Genomic DNA, 20750 nt, shown 5'->3' on the forward strand with positions numbered 1-20750 from the left:
GGCGGCGGTTATTCCTACGCTTTCCCGCCTCTTGCGATCAGCGCATCCACTTCTGTCGCCAGGACGGACAGGGGAACAGCTCCGGTCTTGACCAGGGTGTCATTGAAGACCTTGACGTCAAACCGCGCGCCCAGGGCGGCTTTGGCCCTGTCCCTAAGGCGATTGATCTCCGTATGGCCGACCTTGTAGCCGCAGGCCTGCCCTGGAGAGGCGCAATAGCGGTCAATCTCACTGGTCATGGCCGCCTTGGTGCGGCCGGAATTGGCCACAGCCCAGTCAATGGCCTGTTCCCGGGTCCAGCGCTTTGCATGCATGCCGGTGTCGACCACCAGACGGATAGCCCGGAACCGCTGGGCCTGCAGATAGCCAAGCTGACCGGCCCAGTCGTTCTCGTACATGCCCATCTCATCGCCCAACTGCTCGGCATAGAGGGCATAACCCTCAACATAGGCGTTGAACCCCGCCAGGATCTGCCGGACCAGGGGCACATGGCCGCTCTCGGTCAGATAGGCGCCCTGCCAGGCATGGCCGGGCAAGGTCTCGTGATAGGTCAGGGAGGCCAGTGAGAATTTCGGCCAGTTCCGGGTCGACTTCAGATTGATGTAATAGGTCGAGGGCCGCGAGCCATCCAGGGACCCGGTGTTCATATAGCCCTGCCCTGCGCCGTCCTGGATTTCGATGGGGACGCGCTTGGCGAAGACCGGCGCCTTGAGCTTCAGATTGAACTGGCTGGCCAGACGCGGGCGCACCTGGGCGATGATGTCGTTCAGGTGCTTGATGACCTCAAGCTTGCCCGCCTCGGTGTCGGGGAAGAGCTGGGCCGGGTCATTGCCCAGGGCGATCATTCTCTCCCCGACCGTGCCCTGAGTCAGGCCATGGGCCTTGAGAACCCCATCCATCCGCGCTTCGATGGCCCGGTTCTGCTCAAGGCCCATCTGGTGGACTTCATCCGGGGTCAGGGTCGTATTGGTGCCCTGCTTGAGAAGCCAGCCGTAATAGGCCTCGCCGTCCTTCAGGCGCCAGACGCCGGCGTCATGGACAGCCTTGGCGGCATTGGTCCGAAGGATCTCTCTCTGGCGGTTCAGGGCCGGGTAGATTTCGGACTCGACGATCCTGGTCGCCATGGCGGCGTAGTCGCCGGCAATCCCCTTGGCCGCTGCGCGACCGGCGACCGAGGTCACGAACCGGGACTCCCCAGCAGCAATGGCCAGCAGGCCATCCATCTGACCCAGCATGTTTTCGGCGATGAAGTCCGGCGCAGTGACCCCCAGTCCCGCATCGCGACGAACCCGGTCTGTCTCCTGATCAACCACCTTCGCCATGGCGTGCAGACGGGCCAGATAGGCGTCGGCGTCGGCCTTGGTGTTGATCTGGTGCTGGCTGTCGAGGAATTCCGCCGTCCCGGAATAGGCCCCGCCCTGCTGGCTGACCACGTAAGGACCGGCGCTCTCGCTCATGGCGCTGAGCATGGTGTTGTCGCCGAAGTCGAAGGGGGCGGACTCAACGCCCAGTTCGAGGGCGTAGACCGCGACGGCCTTGTTGATCCGAGCCTCGTGGCTCAGGGTCGCGTCCGGAATGGCCTTGATCGCCCTGAGCTCGTCCCGGCAGAGGCGGTTCAGGCTTTCGACCTCGGCCCAGGACTCATCACTGAGACGCGATTTCAGTGCGGCGTTGGCGCCCTTGTCGAGTCCGAGGCCTGTGGCCAGTTCCGGCGACCGGTTGAGCAGGTCCCTGCCAAGACGATCGAGGCGCCCGTTCAGGGCCGTCTCTGCTGAACTGGCCTTGGCGACGGCTACCCCGCCCCCGGTCAGGGCGACGGCTGCGGCGGACAACAGGACCTGACGGCGATCAATCGACATTGGGGTACTCCAGGCAAAACAGATTACGGCATACTGAGACCAAGCAGAGGCCCGCGTCCACTGAAGAGGCCAAACCTTGCTGACACAATCGGGCGGCTGGGGCGTTAGTCTGGAGTGACAAACCTGTTGTGGCGTTTGTTCGCTTATTGTTCCCATGTTATCCCTGAGTCCGATTGCTAAATTGGCGGGCTCCGGCGATGACGTCGGTCGGTTGAGGACGTTCTGGGATTTCATGGCTGAGCAGCTGAACTTCATCCGGGTCCGAGGGGCCCGGGAGCACAATCTGAAGGACGTCAGTGTCGACATCCCCCGGGGGGAGCTGGTCGTGCTCACCGGCCTGTCGGGCTCAGGCAAGAGCTCGCTTGCCTTTGACACCATCTATGCCGAAGGCCAGCGCCGCTATGTGGAGAGCCTGTCCGCCTATGCCCGCCAGTTCCTGGAACTGATGAGCAAGCCGGATGTGGACCTGATCGAAGGCCTGTCCCCCGCCATCTCCATCGAGCAGAAGACCACCAGCCGCAATCCCCGCTCCACAGTGGGAACTGTGACCGAGATCCACGACTATATGCGCCTGCTCTGGGCGCGGATCGGCGTTCCCTATTCTCCGGCTACGGGCCTGCCGATCGAGAGCCAGACCGTCTCCATGATGGTCGACAAACTGACCGCCCTTCCCGAGGGCGAGCGGATCTATCTGCTGGCGCCGGTGATCCGCGGCCGAAAGGGCGAGTACCGCAAGGAAATCGCCGAGTGGCAAAGGGCCGGCTTCCAGCGCCTGAAGATTGACGGCGAGTTCTATCCCATTGAAGACGCGCCAGTTCTGGACAAGAAGTTCAAGCACGACATCGACATTGTGGTCGACCGGCTGGTGACCAAGCCGGGCCTGGAATCCCGCTATGCAGACTCCCTCGAAACCGCGCTGAAACTTGCCGACGGCATCGCCGTGGCCGAGTGGGCCGGGCTCGCGGAAGGTGAAACAGAGCCCCGCAAGCTGCTGTTTTCAGAGAAGTTCGCCTGCCCCGTCTCAGGCTTCACCATCAGCGAGATCGAACCCCGGCTGTTCTCGTTCAACAACCCCTTTGGCGCCTGCCCGGCCTGTGACGGCCTGGGTTCCAAGCTGGCCTTCGACCCTGACATGATTGTCCCGGACAAGGAAAAGACCCTGCACAAGGGCGCCGTCGCCCCATGGGCCAAGGGGCCCTCGCCCCTCTATACCCAGACACTCCAGGCTCTGGCCGCCCACTTCGAATTCTCCATGGACGAGCCCTGGTGGATGCTGCCCGAGCTGGCCCAGAAGGTCGTGCTCTACGGATCGGGCTCGGAGAAGATCAAATTCATCTATGACGACAACGCCAGGAAGTACGAGGTCAACAAGACCTTTGAAGGGGTCATTCCCAACCTCGAGCGGCGCTGGCGGGAGACGGACTCCAGTTGGGTCCGCGAAGAGCTGGGCCGCTTCCAGTCCGACACCCCCTGTGAGGCCTGCGCCGGATATCGCCTGAAGCCGGAAAGCCTGGCTGTGAAGATCGCCGGTCAGCACATTGGCGAGGTGTCGCGCCTGGCCATCCGCAAGGCCGGCGACTGGTTCACCGCCCTGGAGACCAGTCTGACCGACAAGCAGATGGAAATTGCCAGGCGGATCCTGAAGGAGATCAATGACCGCCTGCGCTTTCTGGTCAATGTGGGTCTGGACTACCTGAACCTCAGCCGGGCGTCCGGCACCCTGTCCGGCGGCGAGAGCCAGCGGATCCGCCTGGCCAGCCAGATCGGCTCAGGCCTGACCGGCGTGCTCTATGTCCTGGATGAGCCCTCCATCGGTCTGCACCAGAGGGACAATACCCGCCTGCTGGAAAGCCTGCGCGGCCTCAGGGACCTGGGCAATTCCGTTCTTGTGGTCGAGCATGACGAGGAAGCCATCCTCACAGCAGACTATGTGATCGACATGGGCCCGGCCGCCGGGATCCATGGCGGCGAAATCGTCAGCCAGGGCAAGCCCGCCGAGGTCATGGCCGACCCCAACAGCATTACCGGCCAGTACCTGTCAGGCGTCCGCGAGATCGAGGTTCCACTGGATCGTCGCCCGATCTCGAAGAAGAAGGTCCTGCGGGTGGTCGGCGCCACCGGCAACAATCTGAAGAATGTTACCGCCGAGATCCCGGCGGGCACCTTCACCTGCATTACCGGCGTTTCCGGGGGCGGCAAGTCCACCTTCACCATCGAGACCCTCTACAAGGCCGCCGCCCGCCGTCTGCACAACGCCTCGGACGCCCCGGCCCCCCACGACCGCATTGAAGGTCTGGAGCAGTTCGACAAGGTCATCGATATCGACCAGTCGCCCATCGGCCGGACCCCCCGCTCGAACCCGGCCACCTATACCGGCGCCTTCCAGCCGATCCGCGACTGGTTCGCCGGCCTGCCCGAGGCCAAGGCGCGCGGCTATGGCCCCGGCCGTTTCAGCTTCAACGTCAAGGGCGGCCGCTGCGAGGCGTGCCAGGGCGATGGCCTGATCAAGATCGAGATGCACTTCCTGCCCGACGTCTATGTCACCTGCGACGTCTGTCACGGCAAACGCTACAACCGTGAGACCCTGGAGATCCTGTTCAAGGGCAAGTCGATCTCTGACGTCCTCGATATGACCGTCGAGGAGGCCGCCGACTTCTTCAAGGCCGTGCCACCAGTCCGCGACAAGATGGAGACCCTCAAGCGGGTGGGTCTGGGTTATGTCCAGGTCGGCCAGTCGGCCACCACCCTGTCGGGCGGTGAGGCCCAGCGGGTGAAGCTCAGCAAGGAGCTGTCCCGGCGCGCAACGGGTAAGACCCTCTACATTCTCGACGAACCCACAACCGGCCTGCATTTCGAAGATGTGAAGAAGCTGCTGGAAGTGCTCCACGAGCTGGCCGACCAGGGCAATACCGTCGTGGTCATCGAGCACAATCTTGACGTGGTGAAGACCGCCGACTGGATCATCGACTTCGGACCCGAGGGCGGTGACGGCGGCGGCGAAGTGGTGGCCATGGGATCACCGGAGCAGGTCGCCGCCAATCCCAAGAGCTGGACCGGGCGCTATCTGGCCGAGGTTCTGGCGCGGCATGCGGAGCGACGCACGGCAAGGCGCAAGCTGATCGGGGCCTGATCCCGGGCTGGACGGCTCGCCACAGGCGGTCGCCCGTGTATGATCGGGGGGAACCTTTCAGGAGCTCCCCCCATGATCCTCTATGGCGCGCCCAATCCGGCCCCCAATCCACGCCGCGTTCGCATCTTCCTCGCTGAGAAGGGCGTCGACCTGCCCGAAACCCTGGTCAACATGATGAAGCGGGAACACAAGTCCGAGGACTTCCGCGCCAAGAACGCCATGGGCCAGATCCCCACCCTGGAGCTGGATGACGGGACCTGCATCTCCGAGACCGTCTCCATCTGCCGTTATCTGGAAGAGCTTTACCCGGAGCCGCCCATGTTCGGGACGACCCCGGTGGAGCGGGCCATGGTGGACATGTGGATCCGCCGTATCGAGTTCAGCGTCATGATGCCGGTGGGCCAGTTCTGGCGTCACGCCCACCCGCGCACTGCGGCCCTGTTGACCCAGTTCACGGACTTCGGCGAGTCAAACCGCGCGACCTATGTGGGCGCCCAGAAGTTCATGAACCGCGAGCTGGAAGGCCATGACTTCGTGGTCGGAAACACCCTGACCATGGCCGATATCTGCCTGCTTTCCACAGTCGATTTCGCCGAGTGGATCGGCCTGCCCATGGAAGCGGAGTTCACCAACCTGGCCGCATGGCACGCCCGCATGACCGCAAGGGCCAGCGCTGCGGCTTAGGTTAGGCGCGGCCACCACCGGGGATGAAACTGGACACCGGCCTTCGCCGGTATGACCGGGGGTAAGAGTTGCACGCCGAACCTGACCCGAACACCGGTCACCCCGGCGGAGGCCGGGGTCCAGGTCCTAGAGCTCTGTGTTCGGCCAGAACCCGAAATCCGGCCTTTCCGGCCGTCACAGCTGATACAACTGGATAACGGCCTTCGCCGGTATGACAGCAGTTGTAGCCTAGGGCTTGGACCAGACTCCGACCTTCCAGGCGTCATCTTCCTTGAGTTCGCGGTAGGCCACGGCCAGGGGCGAACTCAGCATGACGACCTGCAGGGTCTGGGTCAGGGCCTGTACGAACAGGGTCATCACAAGGGCCAGTGCTGATAGGGGCCGGAAATGCGAGGGATGGGAAATGGTCCCCGCCCCTCCGCCCAGGGAAACAAATCCCAGTCCGATCACCAGCAACAGGGCCCAGACCATGGCGTAGAAGACGATGGACATGACGACCATGCCCAACAGGGGCCAGAAGTGTCCTTCGGTCAGTTTCCAGGCCTGAACAATGGCCACACGACCTTCACCGAAGGTCATGGGCGTCACCAGGATCAGCCGCACGCCGACCCAGATCAGCAGTGCCGACAGGCCCAGACCGATGATGGCGCCCTGCGGGCCGCCAACCAGGGCGAAGGTCGCCGCAATGACAAAGGACAGGACACCGATCGCCTGCAGGACAAGGTTCACAATGCCAAGGCGCAGTTCATCCTGCCCCAGCTGCATATGGGCAACGCCCTTGTCATGGGGTTTGAGCACCATGCGGAAAATGCCGCCGGTCTGGATCGAGGACACTGTTGTGGAAATGACCACGATCATCAGGAAGATCGGCCAGGACTTCCGCAGCATGGCCATATAGGCGGTGGGATCCCCGCCCTGCATGCCATTGCTCTGGATGAAGGCCTTGAATTCGGGCGCCGCCATCGTGTTCATGACCACGCCCATGGTCAGCAGACCGATAAAGTAGAGCAGGCTCCACACAAGGATGGCGCTTGGCTGCTCGCGGCTCAGCCTGAAACCTTCCAGCGCCGCCTCACTTGGCGAAAACTTCGTCATCTTCTCACCAGGCCGAGCGGCTCAACGGAGCCTGCGATTCGGCCAGTCCTTCGAGAGTCTCTTGTGGGGTGCAGGCCGCAGGCTCGCAAGGCCCCGCTCGCGATCTTGGCGGATCGTTGCTAGTAAGCCACGCATGACACACAAACCCGTACACGTGATCGGCGGCGGATTGGCCGGATCAGAGGCCGCCTGGCAGATCGCCCAGGCAGGCGTTCCCGTAGTGATCCACGAAATGCGCCCCCTGCGCCAGACCGACGCTCACCAGACCGAGAACCTGGCCGAACTGGTCTGTTCAAATTCCTTCCGGGCTGATGACTGGACCGGAAACGCCGTCGGGTTACTGCATGCCGAAATGCGGAAACTGGGCTCGATCATCATGGCCTGCGGCGACGCCCATCAGGTGCCGGCCGGCGGCGCCCTGGCCGTTGACCGGGACGGCTTTTCCCTTGCGGTGACCGAGCGCCTGCTCGCCCACCCCCTGGTGACCCTCGCCCGGGAAGAGGTGGCTGGCCTGCCCCCGGCCGACTGGGACAATGTCATAGTATCAACCGGGCCCCTCACCTCGCCCGCCCTGGCCCAGGCTGTGCTGGATCTGACCGGCGAGGGCCAGCTGGCCTTCTTCGACGCCATCGCGCCCATCGTGAACTTCGAGTCCATCGACATGGGCGTGGCCTGGCGCCAGTCGCGCTATGACAAGGAAGGTCCTGGCGGGGACGCTGCGGCCTATATCAACTGCCCGATGGACAAGGCGCAGTACGAGGCCTTCATCGACGCCCTGCTGGCGGGTCCCAAGACCGAGTTCAAGGACTGGGAGAATGTCCCCTATTTCGACGGCTGTCTGCCCATTGAGGTCATGGCTGAGCGGGGGCGGGAAACCCTGCGCCACGGCCCCATGAAGCCGGTCGGCCTGACCAATGAGCATAACCCGCAGGAAAAGGCCTGGGCCGTCGTCCAGCTGCGTCAGGACAATGCCCTGGGCACCCTCTGGAACATGGTCGGCTTCCAGACCAAGCTGAAACACGGCGCCCAGACCGAGATCTTCCGGATGATCCCGGGCCTCGAAAAGGCGGTCTTCGCCAGACTGGGCGGCCTGCATCGCAATACCTTCCTCAACAGCCCGCGACTGCTGGACGGCCAGCTGCGGCTCAAGGCTCAGCCCCGCCTGCGGTTCGCCGGACAGGTCACCGGTGTGGAAGGCTATGTGGAGAGCGCCGCTGTGGGCCTGCTGGCTGGCCGCTTCGCCGCCGCAGAGCGCCTTGGCGCGCCCCTGACCCCGCCGCCGGCCACTACCGCCCTCGGCGGCCTGATCGGCCACATTACAGGTGGTCACCTTGATGGCGGCAAGGGCTCGTTCCAGCCCATGAACATCAATTACGGCCTCCTGCCCCCGGTCGAGGTCATCAAGCGCGACGAGGCTGGTCGCCGTCTAGGGGCCAAGGAAAAGAGCCGCAACAAAAAGCTGGCCGTGGGTGAGCGGGCCCTGGCCGATCTGGCCGCCTGGATGGTCGCCTAGATCCGACCGGTCATGACGGCCCACATCACGCGGGCGCGGAGGGCGAGATCGCCGGGGGTCTGCCCCCTGGCCCTGGGTCGTGACAGGGCACCGTGGGCTATGGCCGGAAAGGCTTCGGCAGAAAGGCTCGCTGACGCCGTCTGCGCGCACACAAGGGCGGACTGAGCCCCCTCCCCTTCAAGGCCGGCGGTAGCCATGAGCCGGCCAATGGCCCAGGCCTGACCTCCCGCCCGGGCGGCCTCCAGGTCTGATTGAGGATCAAGGATCCGCGCGGCGACCAGGGCGGCGTTTCCGCCTGTATCACCAGCCCATACCAGGGCTTCATCCAGGGTCATGGGTTCGGCGTCCAGTTCCCGCAGGCGGGCGTCGATCATGGACTCCAGCGGTTCGCGGGCAAGGCTCCGGCGGGTGATCGTCGCCGAAAGGGCCTGAGCCGTCGGATGCTGGCGAACGGGCCTGGCCTCGTACACCTCGTCGAGAACCTCCCGCCACCAGGCCAGCCGGATCTCGCCCATCAGGGGGTTGCTGGCCACCTTGGGCGCCCGGCCCAGCTCATGGTCGAAGGCATAGACCGCCACCACATCGGCGCGGGCCTGCACATCCCCGATGAACCGGCTGGAAAGCCAGCGGTCGGGGTCCACCCGCCGGAGCAGGTCATCGAGGTCGAGGTCATCGGTCATGGGTTCAAACGAAAAGGCCCGCCCCAGTTCGGAGCGGGCCAGATCTCTGACAAACCTTGGTCGGCCTAGCCGAACAGGGTCTGGTTCATGGTCATGGTGACCAGCATCGGGATCGAGAGGAAGGTGTTGGTCCGCGAGAACAGCATGGCGGTCCGACCTGCCTTGGCCTTGGCGTCAGCGTCGCCTTCCACCAGGCCCAGGGCGATCTTCTGGTTCGGCCAGATGAAGACCCAGACGTTGAAGCACATGACAGTGGCCAGCCACATGCCCAGACCGATGAAGGTGTGCTGCGGCACCGAGAAGCCCTGCAGGGCGCCCAGGGTGTAGGCTTCCACCAGATACCCGCGGTTCCAGGCCAGCAGTATGCCGACCACCAGGGTCAGCAGGGCCGCCCAGCGGAACCAGAACAGGGCTTCAGGGGCGATGTACTTGGAGACGCCCGGCTTCAGCTCGGCCGGAATGGCCGGCATCATGCGGATCTGCACGAAGTTGAAGTAGTAGAGCAGGCCGATCCACATGATCCCGCAGAGGACGTGGAGGAAGCGCAGGACTGCCTGCCAGAAAATCTGATCTGCGCCCTGATTGTGCTGCATGTAGCCGCCGATCACCACGAGGGAGATCAGGAAGCTGAGAATAACGGTGTTACGAAGATTGGAGAGTAGTCCGGCCATTGGTTGCGCCCCTTTAGGATCCTGCCCTGATACGGCAGCTATAGGGGTTTTTTGATCTAGCGCAAAGTACCCGCCGATCAGATGGCGATCAGGGCGGCCGCCAGTCTGCGGCCCTCGGCGGTCAGCAGGTTGTAGGTCCGGGTGGCTGTCGGGGTGTCCATGAATTCAAGGCCGATCCCGGCGCCGGCCAGGGCTTCGCGAACAGCCTTTGGCGGCAAGCCGTTTGTTGGACCCGTCCCGAGCAGGACGAATTCCACCGCCAGGGACCCCGCGGACAGCACTGCTGCGAAATCCTCAGGGGTGAGCCCCTTCAGTGAGGTCGCCGACCAGGGTTGGGCGACATCTTCCAGGATCAGGACTGACCCCTCATGCCAATCACCGGACAGACGGAAGCCGCCGCCCCCATAGGCGTCCACCGAGGGGGCGTTGCGGGCCATCTACCTGGCGGTGGCGGGCTTGAGTGGGGCGGCGTCCTCGTCATTGCGGCGCACACCCCACAGCAGGATGATCGGCAGGGCCACATAGATGGACGAATAGGTCCCGATGATGATGCCGAACACCATGGTGAAGACCAGGGGGAAGAGCACGGGGCCGCCCATGAACAGGGCGCCGGCCAGGGCCAGAATGGCGGTTGTGCCGGTGATCAGGGTCCGGGACAGTCGCTCGTTTTCCGACTTGTTGATCACTTCGGCCAGGGGCGTGGTCTTGTACTTCCTCAGATTCTCCCGAAGCCGGTCAAAGGTGATGACCTTTTCGTTCATCGAATAGCCGATCACCGTCAGAAGGGCGGCGATCGAGGTCATGGAGAATTCCAGCTGCATGAAGGACAGCAGGCCCAGGGTCAGCAGGACGTCATGGAACACCGCCACGACGGCGCCGAGGCCGAACTGCAGCTGGAAGCGGAACCAGATGTAGCCAAGCATCAGCAGCAGGGCCAGGCCCAGGGCGAAGAAGCCCTTTTGCACCAGCTCCCCCGAGACCTTGGCCCCGACCGTTTCGGCGCGCTTGATCTTGATGCCCGGGAAGGCGCGGAACAGCTCGTTGCGGACCTTTTCGGTGGCCTGGACGACATTGGTGTCTTCAGCCGACCGGAAGCGCACCATGGCGCCGTTTTCGGAGCCGAGGGTCACCACCTGAGCGTCATGCCCGCCTACACGGGTGACGGCGGCGCGAAGATCAGCCACGGGCGGCGGACCGGCGGTCTGCACTTCCAGCAGGGTGCCGCCGACAAAGTCGATGCTCATGTTAAGGCCCTTCGCGACGAAGGACGCGCCAGACGCAAGGATCAGTATGGCCGACAGGATGGCGGCATAGGGCGCCAGACCCACGAAGTTGAAACTGAATTCCCGCGGCAGGTTGCGGATGAGTGGCCAGGACATGGGGGCCTCTAAACGATCGGCAGGGTTTTGGGCTTGGTGGCGCGATACCACCAGCCGATCAGCAGTTGGGTGATGACCACGGCCGTGAAGACCGAGGTGATGACCCCGATGAGCAGGGTCCAGGCAAAGCCCTGAACCGGTCCGGCGCCGAACATCAGCATGATCAGGGCCGAGATGGCGCTGGTGATGTTGGCGTCGAGGATGGACACCAGGGCACGGGCATAGCCGTGATCCAGGGCGCTGATGGGCGAGCGGCCCGCATGGGCCTCGTCCCGCACCCGTTCATAGATCAGGACGTTGGCGTCGACCGCAACCGCCAGGGTCAGGATCAGACCGGCAATGCCCGGGAAGGTCAGGGTCGCCTGGGTCATCGACATGGCGCCGAAGATCAGCAGGACGTTGACCAGCAGGGCGATGGCCGCAAAGACGCCGAACAGGCCATAGGCCAGGATGATGAAGACGATGATGGCGGCCGCGCCAATGGCCAGCGAGATGGCGCCGGCCTTGACCGCATCCGCACCCAGTTCGGCGCCGACCGTATTCTGCTGTTCGACACTAAGGGGCGCCGGAAGGGCGCCGGCCCGCAGCAACACAGCCAGGTCATTGGCTGATTCAGGCGTGAAATTGCCGGTGATCTGACCAGATCCGCCGAGAATGGCGCTCTGGATTACCGGGGCGGAAATGATCTTGCCGTCCAGGACAATGGCGAAGCGCTTGCCGATCCCGTTGGCCGTGGCGTCACCGAAGCGCTTGGCGCCGACTCCGTTGAAGCGGAAGGTGACGACGGCCTGTCCCGTCTGCTGATCAAAGCTCTGGCGGGCGTCGGTCAACATGCCGCCATCCACCAGGGCCCGCTTCTTCACAAGGAGCTGCCCCTCGTCCTGGCTGGGCAGGATGATCGAGCCCGGCGGAATACGACCCTGGGCCGCCTCTGCCGGGGTGACCGAGTCATCCACCATCTGGAAGGTCAGCTTGGCGGTCTTGCCGATAATGGCCTTGAGGCGCTCGGGATCGCTCTCGCCCGGCGCCTGGACCACGATGCGGTCAACGCCCTGACGCTGGATTGAAGGCTCCTTGGTGCCAAGGGCGTCGATACGGCGTCGGATGATTTCGATGGACTGCTCCACCGCCTTGCCCGCCTCGGCGGCCATGGCCTGGTCGGAAAAGCTCATCTTGATGTGCTGGTCGTCGCCCTGGGCGATGGTCACATCCCGACCTGTGCCGTTGGGAAGAGGTGCGCCGACCCTGTTGCGCAGCAGGTTCATGGCCTCGTTCACCCGGGTAGGATCAGAAATCCGCACCAGAACATCGCCGCCGACCTGGCCCAGATCCGAGAAGTCGATGGTCTCCTCACGCAGGGTGGAGCGGGTGTCTTCGATCAGATTGGTGATCTTCTCCGCCCGCAGGGCCTTGGTATCCACCGACAGAAGCAGCATGGAGCCGCCCTGCAGGTCGAGACCCAGGTTCAGGGTCTTCTTGGGCATGAAGGCGGGCAAGGCGTCCCGCGTGCTCAGCGGCAGGACGTTGGGCAGGGTGAACAGGATTCCGAGGATCACGGCCGCCAGGACCGAGAACGTCTTCCACCGCGACGGCGCAATCATTGAAAGAGCCTAGACCTTGGCGTCGTTGGCGGCGGCGGCAGGCTCACCACGGGTCCGGACTTCGGCGATCATCGCCTTGACGACCTTGACCGAAACGCCCTGGGCGATTTCCAGACCGATTTCCTTGTCTTCGACGCGAACCACCTTGCCGATGACGCCCGAGTTCAGGACCACGGTGTCATTGCGCTTCACGCCCGAAACCATGGCCTGATGGGCCTTCATCCGCTGCTGCTGCGGACGGATCATCAGGAAGTAGAAAAGCACAAACAGCGGAACGAAGAACAGCAGCGAGCCGAAGGGCTCGGGCAGGCCAGCAATTCCCGGGGCGGCGCCGGCGGTCGTCTGGGCAAAAGCAGGGGTGGCGAACATGGCCTCTCCGGTCGTCAATAGGGGCGCAGCCGTGCGCCCTCTTTCAGGGTCGCCGGAAGCTAAGGGTTCCCCCCCGGTTTTGCAATGGAACGCCACTAAAGCTAATCACTCAATCCATGACATCTGACCTCAAACCCGTCCTTGAGCGCATTGCGCAGGCCCTGGAACGCATGGCGCCGCCACCTCCGGCACCGGCTGACTTCAGTTCCGCCCGCCTGTTCCGCCATGACGCCGCGACTGGCGTCTTCCGGTCGGCCCCGGACTATCCCCTTGCCCTGGACAGTCTGGTGGGGGTGGATCGCCAGAAGGAAAGGTTCCTCGAGAACCTCAGAAGATTCGCCGCGGGCCTCCCTGCCAACCACGTCCTGCTGTGGGGCGTGCGCGGTACTGGCAAGAGTTCGCTTGCCAAGGCCGCCTTCATGACAGCGGCCTTGGAAGCGCCCGTCCTGAAGCTTGTGGAAGTCGACCGGGACGAGATCACCGCCCTGCCCGACCTGTTCGACGCCCTGCGTGTCCGCAATGAGCGATTCCTCGTCCTGTGCGATGATCTCTCCTTCGAAGAAGGCGCCGACGCCGCAAAGGCGCTGAAATCTGCGCTTGAGGGCGGGGTTTCCGGCCCTCCTGCCAATGTCCTCTTCGTGGCCACCTCCAACCGCCGGCACCTCATGCCCCGGGGTCATGACGAAGCCCGCGGCCTGATCGCCACCGCCGAGGACGCCGAAGAGGAAATCAGCGTCTCGGACCGCTTCGGCCTGTGGATCGGCTTCCCACCCATGGACCAGCCCACCTATCTGGCGGCGGTGGCGGCCTATGCAGAGCGGCACGATCTGAAGGTTGAAAACCTGGAGCGTCGCGCCCTACAGTGGGCCCAACTGCGTGGCGGCCGGAGCGGCCGTGTCGCCTGGCAGTTCATCCGGGATCTGGCGGGAGAACTGGGCAAGAGCCTGCCCCTCTAGGAAAGGTTCCCTTTAAAACGCTTGTTCAAAACCAGATTGTCAAAAACCCCCTCCCCCGGCATAACTTCGCCAACCCCAGGGAGGACTACCTAAATGCGTGAAGCTGTCATCGTTTCCTATGCCCGCACCGGGCTGGCCAAATCCGGCCGCGGCGGATTCAACATCACCCCGCCGATGAGCATGGCGGCCCACGCCATCAAGCACGCCGTCGAGCGTTCCGGCGTGGAAAAAGACTTCGTTGAAGACTGCTACCTCGGCAACAACGCCCACGGCGCCGCCAATATCGGCCGCCAGGCCGCCCTTCTGGCCGGCATGCCCGTGACCACGGCGGGCGTCTCGGTCAACCGTTTCTGCTCGTCAGGCCTTCAGACCATCGCCATGGCCGCCAACCACATCCGTGGCGACGGCGCCGACTGCGTTGTGGCCGGTGGTGTGGAAAGCATCTCCATTCCCGGCGGCGGCATGGGCCGTGAAGCCATTGACCCGGAACTGGCCAATATCGCCCCGGCCATCTTCATGGCCATGATCGACACCGCCGACATCGTGGCCGAACGCTACAAGGTCAGCCGCGAATACCAGGACGAATACTCTCTGCAGTCCCAGCAGCGCATGGCCGCCGCCCAGCAGGCCGGCAAGTTCGCCGACGAAATCGTCCCGATGAAGACCAAGATGAAGGTGGTCAACAAGGAGACGAAGGAAGAGTCCATCGTCGACTACACCGTCGACCGAGACGAATGTAACCGCCCCGACACCAACCTGGCGGGCCTCTCCAAGCTGGAACCCGTCAAGGGCGCCGGCAAGTTCATCACCGCCGGCAATGCCAGCCAGCTGTCCGACGGCGCCGCCGCTGTGGTGCTGATGGAAGCCAAGGAGGCCGAGCGTCGCGGCCTGACCCCCATGGGCCGTTTCGTGTCCTGGGCCGTCGCCGGCTGCGAGCCTGACGAAATGGGCATTGGCCCGGTCTTCGCCATCCCCAAGCTGCTGAAGCGCCAGGGCCTGACCGTCGATGACATCGACATCTGGGAGCTGAATGAAGCCTTCGCCAGCCAGTGCCTCTATTCCCGCGACAAGCTGGGCATTGATCCGGCCAAGTACAACGTCAATGGCGGCTCCATCGCCATCGGCCACCCCTTCGGCATGACCGGCGCCCGTCTGACAGGTCACATCCTGCAGGAAGGCAAGCGTCGCGGCGCCAAGTGGGGCGTGGTGACCATGTGTATCGGCGGCGGCCAGGGCGGCGCCGGCCTCTTCGAGATCTACTAGGATCTACCCAAGTCCCCGCAGCTTACCGGCTGCGGGGATTTTTCTTGTCAGGACCAGACCCATGGCGACTTCCGCACGTTACCCCCTGCTGTTCTCGCCCCTGGACCTTGGCCATGTGCGCCTGAAGAACCGGGCCATCATGGGCTCCATGCACACCGGCCTGGAAGACATTCCCGGCGGCTATGAACGCCAGGCCGCCTATTTCGCTGAACGCGCCCGTGGGGGCGTCGGCATGATTATCACCGGCGGCATTTCTCCCAACACCGATCCCGGCGCCCGGGGCCGGCTGGCGACGGCTGAAGATGCTGCACAACACCGGATCGTCACCACGGCCGTTCACGCCGCCGATCCCGACGTGAAGATCTGTCTGCAGATCCTGCACGCGGGCCCCCTGTCGCGGGGCGATGAATGCGTCGCCCCCTCGGCTGTCCGCTCCCGCATCAGCCCCCAGGTACCCCACGAACTGGACGACGCCGGCATCGAGAAGCAGTTCTCCGACTTCGCCAACTGCGCCAGCCGCGCAAAGGAAGCCGGCTATGACGGGGTCGAGATCATCGGCTCGGCCGGATACCTGCTCTCGACCTTCCTCGTGGAAAAGACCAACCGGCGCACCGACCAGTGGGGCGGCCCCTTCGAGAACCGCATGCGATTCCCGGTGGAGATTGTCCGTCGGGTCCGTGAGGCCGTCGGCCCCGACTTCATCGTCATCTTCCGCATCGCCGCCATGGACATGCTTGAAGGCGGCATGGCCTGGGATGAGGTCGTCACCCTGGGCAAGGCCATCGAAACTGCGGGCGCCAGCATCATCAGCACCCACTTCTGCTGGCATGAGGCCCCCGTCCCGACCATCGCCACCATGGTGCCCCGCGCCGCCTTCACCCAGGTGACCGGCCGTCTGCGCAAGCTGCTGAACATTCCGGTCATCACCAGCAACCGTATCAACATGCCCGACGTGGCCGAGACGGTCCTGGCCCGGGGCGACGCTGATCTGGTCTCCATGGCCCGGCCCATGCTGGCCGACCCGGACCTGGTGAAGAAGGCCCTGGAGGGCCGCGAGGACGAGATCAACACCTGCATCGGCTGCAACCAGGCCTGCCTCGACCACACCTTCACCGGCAGGCTGACCAGTTGCCTGGTCAATCCAAGGGCCTGCAATGAGACCCTGCTCAACTACGAACCAGCCCTTTCCCCCAAGACCATCGCAGTGGTCGGCGCCGGGCCTGCGGGCCTGGCCTACGCCACCGTGGCCGCCGAGCGCGGTCACAGGGTCACCCTGTTTGAGGGATCAGGCGAAATCGGCGGCCAGTTCAACCTGGCCAAGCGCATTCCAGGCAAGGAAGAGTTCTACGAGACCCTGCGCTATTACGGCCGCCGCCTCGAAGTCCTGAAGGTCGACGTGCGCCTGAACACCCGGGTGGACGCCGCCGGCCTGAAGGGCATGGGCTTTGACGAGATCGTCCTGGCCACCGGCATCGAACCCCGCACACCGGACATTCCCGGCGCGGACCATCCGATGGTGGTCGGCTATATCGACGTCATCACCGGCAAGGCCAGGGTCGGCAAGAAGGTCGCCATCATCGGCGCGGGCGGCATCGGCTTCGATGTGGCTGAGCTGATCAGCCATTCCGGTCCTTCGGGCGCGACCGACATCGAGGTCTTCGCGAAGGAATGGGGCATCGACTTCAAGAACCATCCCCGGGGCGGCGTCACCGGCGTGGTCCCCCAGGTGGCCAAGGCCGATCGCGAGGTCATCCTCATGCAGCGCAAGGCCGATGCCCTGGGCAAGACCCTGGGCCGCACCACCGGCTGGACCCACAAGGCCACGCTGCAGCGTCGCGGGATCCAGATGGTCGCCGGGGTCGAATACGAAAAAATCGACGATCAGGGCCTGCATACCCTGGTGGGCGGCGAGCCCAAGCTGTTCGACGTGGACACGGTCATCCTCTGCGCCGGCCAGCTGCCCCTCCGGGCGGTCTATGAGGACCTGGAGGCCATGGGCGTGAAGGCGACCCTGGTCGGCGGCGCCTTCGAAGCTTCCGAGCTGGACGCCAAGCGGGCCATTGATCAGGCCAGCCGTCTGGCGGCTGCGGTCTGAGCATGATGGAGGCCTTCGCAGAGGGCCTCTGGATCGCCCACGGCCCGATCATCGAGGTCGCAGGCTTCCGGTATCCGACACGGATGATCGTCATCCGGCTGGCGGACGGCGGTCTGTTCGTTTGCTCGCCCGTCGCCATGACAGACAGATTGAAGCGTGAGGTTGATGACCTGGGCGACGTGCGCTGGCTGGTCGCCCCCAATTCCCTGCATCACCTGTTCCTGGGGGAATGGCAGGCAGCCTACCCAGAGGCCAGGACCTTCGCCCCACCAGGCCTGCGTGCGAAGCGGCCTGACATCAGATTTGACGAAGACCTGACAGATTCAGTTCCTGCCAACTGGGCAGAGGACCTTGATCTGGTGATCGTGCGTGGAAGCCTCATCACCGCAGAAGTGGTCTTCCTCCATCGACCCAGCCAGACCGCGATTTTTACGGACCTGATCCAGCACTTTCCGCCCGGATGGTTCTCCGGATGGCGGGGCCTGGTAGCGAGGCTGGACCGGATGACCGGCGCCCTGCCCGAGGTCCCGCAGAAGTTCCGCAATACCTTCGTCAACCGGCCAGCAGCCCGCAGGTCGATCCGCCGCGTTATGGATTGGCCATGCGAAAAGGTCATCATGGCTCATGCGCCGCCAGTGACCTCGGATGGACGCGCCTTCATCGCCCGGGCATTCCGCTGGCTCGGGGTCTGAAGCATCCACAACGGAATGGAACATAACAGGAACATTTGACTGGACATTGCAAGGCCAGCCGCCCTACCCTGCGGCCATGCTTACCCTCGCAGAGTGTCGTCAGAAGCGGTTCGACATCGTCGTCCAGTGCGACCTTTGCCGGTCCACCCATCTTGTCCGCCTGCCAGAGCGACGGACCCGGTTCGAGGGTCGGCGGGTGGCGGAATTGTTCGAGGAAGGCGTAATCGGCTGTCATTCCCACGGCGGCCTGGCCACCCTGCTGCAGATCCGGTCAAACGCTGAGTCTGCGGTGGTCGGAGGGGTACTTGAGGCCTGGCCTGCAGAAGCAAGCCTGCAGGCCCGTTAAGGCCTGCAGGGCGAAGAAAAATTCTAGGCCGAGAAGGCCCGCATGCGCTTGGCCAGGATTTCGTCGGCCTGGGTCATGATGTTCTTGACCAGGTCAGCGCAGGTCGGGATGTCGTGGATCAGGGCCTGGCTCTGGCCGGTCGTCCAGATGCCGCCATCCATATTGCCGTCCCGCAGGACGTTCTCGCGACCACGGGCGCCCGCCATCAGTTCCTGAACCTCGGCGAAGGTCTTGGTGGTGTCGCGCTGGATTTCAAAGACCTGCTCGGAGACCGCATTGCGCGCCACCCGGGAGGTGTTGCGCAAGGATCGGCCCACCAGGATGGTGTCGCGCTCGGTATTGGCGACGATCTGTTCCTTCACGTTCTGGTGGATCTTGGCTTCCTGGGTGGCGCAGAAGCGCGTGCCCATGTTTACGCCTTCGGCCCCAAGGGCCAGGGCCGCCACAAGGCTGCGGCCGTCGGCCATGCCGCCAGAGGCGATGACCGGCACATTAATGGCGTCGACCGTGGCGGGCAGCAGAACGATCAGGCCGACATCGTCTTCGCCGGGGTGGCCGGCGCATTCAAAGCCGTCAATGCTGATCACGTCGCAGCCATGCTTCACGGCCGAGACGGCGTGACGGACCGAGGTGCACTTGTGGATGACCTTGACGCCGGTCTCCTTGAAGCGCGGCAGGTGATCGATCGGGGTGCGGCCGGCGGTTTCGACGATCTTGATCCCGGATTCGATGATGGCCTCGCGATAGGCGTCATAGGGGATGGGATTGATCGACGGCAGCAGGGTCAGGTTCACGCCGAAGGGCTTGTCGGTGAGGGTCTTGATCCGCTCGATTTCCGCCAGAAGGGCTTCACCGGACGGGTACATGTGGGCGACGAGGAAGCCCAGGGCGCCGGCATTGGCCACGGAGGCCACCAGATCGCCCATGCCGACCCCGGTCATGCCGCCCATGACGAGGGGAGTTTCGACGCCGAACATTTCGGTGATGGCGGTCTTCATGGCTGGTTTCCTTCCTGGATTGCGTGTCGCCTTGCCTGGCGAGCTCGCTCCAAGAATTGCACGGGGGCCGCCACCCGTCGAGACCGCGGCGCCCCGTGCAGGCCAATTCCAGCGACTTTATGCCGGGCTGAAGCAGAAGACTTCGGCCACCTGAACAGCGTTCAGGGCGGCGCCCTTACGTAAGTTGTCCCCGGCCACGAACATGGCCAGGCCGTGGGGCACGGTCGGATCATTGCGCACCCGCCCGACAAAGACCGGATCCTGACCGGTGGCGGCCAGGGGATTGGGAACCTCGTCGATCACCACGCCGGGTGCGGCAGCCAGGAGCTCCAGGGCGGTCTGCGCCGACAGGGGCCGCTCGAATTCGGCGTTGATCGACAGGGCGTGGCCGGTGAAGACCGGTACCCGGACACAGGTGCCGGACACCGGCAAGCCAGGAATTTCCAGGATCTTGCGGCTCTCGTCCCGCAGCTTGATCTCCTCCTCGGTATAGCCGTCCTCGACCACCTCATAGTTCAGCGGAACGACATTGAAAGCGATGGGGACTGCCCACTTTTCCGGCTGGGTCAGCCCCGCCGCCGCGCCGTCGCGGGCCAGCTCGGCGCCGCTGGCGGTGACAGCCCGGTTCTGGCGTTCCAGGACATCGATCCCGGCGACGCCGCCGCCGGAGACCGCCTGATAGGTGCTGACCGTCAGACGCTTCAGACCCGCCGCCAGGTGCAGGGGCTTGAGGACCGGCATGGCCGCCATGGTGGTGCAGTTGGGATTGGCGACAATGCCCTTGGGAATGTTGTTCAGGGCGTGGGGATTGACCTCGGACACTACCAGAGGGACCTGCGGGTCATTGCGCCAGGCCGAACTGTTGTCGATCACCAGGGCGCCGGCGGCGGCGACTCTGGGCGCCAGGGCCTTTGACGTCGAGCCGCCCGCCGAGAAGAAAACAATGTCCAGGCCGGCATAGTCCGCCGTCGCGGCGTCCTCGACCACAATCGCCTGCCCCTTCCAGCTCAGGGTGCTGCCCGCCGACCGGGACGACGCAAACAGTCGCAGGGACGCCAGGGGAAAATCCCGCTCGGCCAGAAGCAGGCTCATCATCTCGCCCACAAGGCCGGTGGCGCCGACTATGCCCACATGAGGGGGGCGGGAAGCTGAAAATCGGGAAGTCATCTTGCGTCTCCTGGAAGGTGCGGAGGCGCGGGTCTTGCCTGGAGGGCCCCGCGCATCGGCGGGGCTTGGTCTGTAGTGTCGTGCGCTAGATCAGCCACGCACCCACAGACGCCCCGCCGAAGCGGATCGTTTTGCGGGTAATGGTTTTAATGGTCGCGCGGGACATGGCGGCGTCCTTAAGCGAAATGCCGACGCCTGTAAACGGGCCAGGGGATCGGACATCGGCTCTTGTCTTTCCCGGCCCGGGCCAGC

The 20750-nt window shown here is 64.3% G+C and carries 18 protein-coding genes; 8 read left to right on the forward strand and 10 right to left on the reverse strand.

The window, feature by feature from the left end; all coding sequences use genetic code 11:
* Positions 1-14: 14 nt before the first annotated feature.
* Positions 15-1859, reverse strand: a complete 1845-nt coding sequence (locus CFE28_11675) for a DUF885 domain-containing protein (protein ID OYU70587.1) — start codon at positions 1857-1859, stop codon at positions 15-17.
* Between the two features lie 232 nt (positions 1860-2091).
* Between CFE28_11675 and CFE28_11680 the strand changes: the two genes are divergently transcribed.
* Both CFE28_11680 and CFE28_11685 read left to right on the forward strand, forming a co-directional pair.
* Positions 2092-4989: an excinuclease ABC subunit A gene (locus tag CFE28_11680; protein ID OYU70588.1), complete on the forward strand. Its 2898-nt coding sequence runs from the start codon at positions 2092-2094 to the stop codon at positions 4987-4989.
* Positions 4990-5061: 72 nt separating this feature from the next.
* Positions 5062-5673 carry a glutathione S-transferase gene (locus tag CFE28_11685; protein ID OYU70589.1) on the forward strand — a complete coding sequence of 204 codons (612 nt, stop codon included), beginning with the start codon at positions 5062-5064 and terminating at the stop codon, positions 5671-5673.
* A gap of 228 nt (positions 5674-5901) precedes the next feature.
* On the opposite strand, the gene CFE28_11690 is transcribed toward CFE28_11685, so the two are convergent.
* A complete protein-coding gene (locus CFE28_11690) occupies positions 5902-6768 on the reverse strand; it encodes a hypothetical protein (protein OYU70590.1) in 867 nt (288 codons plus the stop codon).
* A gap of 133 nt (positions 6769-6901) precedes the next feature.
* Between CFE28_11690 and CFE28_11695 the strand changes: the two genes are divergently transcribed.
* A complete protein-coding gene (locus tag CFE28_11695) occupies positions 6902-8281 on the forward strand; it encodes a methylenetetrahydrofolate--tRNA-(uracil(54)-C(5))-methyltransferase (FADH(2)-oxidizing) TrmFO (protein ID OYU70591.1) in 1380 nt (459 codons plus the stop codon).
* Here the strand turns inward: CFE28_11695 and CFE28_11700 are convergent.
* From CFE28_11700 to yajC, 6 genes are all read right to left on the reverse strand, one after another.
* A complete protein-coding gene (locus CFE28_11700; protein ID OYU70592.1) occupies positions 8278-8961 on the reverse strand; it encodes a phytoene synthase in 684 nt (227 codons plus the stop codon). The two genes, CFE28_11695 and CFE28_11700, sit on opposite strands and share 4 nt — an antisense overlap.
* A 65-nt stretch (positions 8962-9026) precedes the next feature.
* Positions 9027-9632 (reverse strand): hypothetical protein, encoded by a 606-nt coding sequence (locus CFE28_11705; GenBank protein ID OYU70593.1) that lies wholly within the window; start codon positions 9630-9632, stop codon positions 9027-9029.
* A gap of 77 nt (positions 9633-9709) precedes the next feature.
* A complete protein-coding gene (locus CFE28_11710; GenBank protein ID OYU70594.1) occupies positions 9710-10069 on the reverse strand; it encodes a hypothetical protein in 360 nt (119 codons plus the stop codon).
* On the reverse strand, positions 10070-11011 hold the full coding sequence (secF, locus tag CFE28_11715; GenBank protein ID OYU70595.1) for a protein translocase subunit SecF: 942 nt from the start codon (positions 11009-11011) through the stop codon (positions 10070-10072).
* 8 nt (positions 11012-11019) lie between these two features.
* Positions 11020-12612, reverse strand: coding sequence for a protein translocase subunit SecD (gene secD, locus CFE28_11720; GenBank protein OYU70596.1), 1593 nt, complete (start codon positions 12610-12612; stop codon positions 11020-11022).
* A gap of 9 nt (positions 12613-12621) precedes the next feature.
* Positions 12622-12981, reverse strand: a complete 360-nt coding sequence (gene yajC, locus CFE28_11725) for a preprotein translocase subunit YajC (protein ID OYU71688.1) — start codon at positions 12979-12981, stop codon at positions 12622-12624.
* Between the two features lie 116 nt (positions 12982-13097).
* On the opposite strand from yajC, the gene CFE28_11730 reads away from it, so the two are divergent.
* The 5 genes from CFE28_11730 to CFE28_11750 all read left to right on the forward strand — a co-directional run bounded on the left by CFE28_11730 (position 13098) and on the right by CFE28_11750 (position 18333).
* Positions 13098-13937, forward strand: a complete 840-nt coding sequence (locus CFE28_11730; protein OYU70597.1) for an AAA family ATPase — start codon at positions 13098-13100, stop codon at positions 13935-13937.
* Between the two features lie 93 nt (positions 13938-14030).
* The gene (locus CFE28_11735) at positions 14031-15200 is read left to right on the forward strand and encodes an acetyl-CoA acetyltransferase (GenBank protein OYU70598.1); all 1170 of its coding nucleotides are present in this window, start codon (positions 14031-14033) and stop codon (positions 15198-15200) included.
* A gap of 61 nt (positions 15201-15261) precedes the next feature.
* Complete coding sequence (gene fadH / locus CFE28_11740; GenBank protein OYU70599.1) at positions 15262-17295, forward strand: NADPH-dependent 2,4-dienoyl-CoA reductase; 2034 nt, start codon at positions 15262-15264, stop codon at positions 17293-17295.
* 2 nt (positions 17296-17297) lie between these two features.
* Positions 17298-17987 carry a hypothetical protein gene (locus tag CFE28_11745; GenBank protein ID OYU70600.1) on the forward strand — a complete coding sequence of 230 codons (690 nt, stop codon included), beginning with the start codon at positions 17298-17300 and terminating at the stop codon, positions 17985-17987.
* Positions 17988-18063: 76 nt separating this feature from the next.
* Positions 18064-18333, forward strand: a complete 270-nt coding sequence (locus CFE28_11750) for a hypothetical protein (GenBank protein ID OYU70601.1) — start codon at positions 18064-18066, stop codon at positions 18331-18333.
* A gap of 23 nt (positions 18334-18356) precedes the next feature.
* Here CFE28_11750 and CFE28_11755 read toward each other — a convergent pair whose 3' ends face one another.
* Together CFE28_11755 and CFE28_11760 are read right to left on the reverse strand one after the other, a co-directional pair.
* A complete protein-coding gene (locus tag CFE28_11755; GenBank protein OYU70602.1) occupies positions 18357-19331 on the reverse strand; it encodes a nitronate monooxygenase in 975 nt (324 codons plus the stop codon).
* Positions 19332-19448: 117 nt separating this feature from the next.
* Positions 19449-20498 carry an aspartate-semialdehyde dehydrogenase gene (locus CFE28_11760; GenBank protein ID OYU70603.1) on the reverse strand — a complete coding sequence of 350 codons (1050 nt, stop codon included), beginning with the start codon at positions 20496-20498 and terminating at the stop codon, positions 19449-19451.
* Positions 20499-20750: the final 252 nt, after the last annotated feature.

This window comes from Alphaproteobacteria bacterium PA2, assembly GCA_002256425.1.
Taxonomy (GTDB): domain Bacteria; phylum Pseudomonadota; class Alphaproteobacteria; order Caulobacterales; family Caulobacteraceae; genus Phenylobacterium.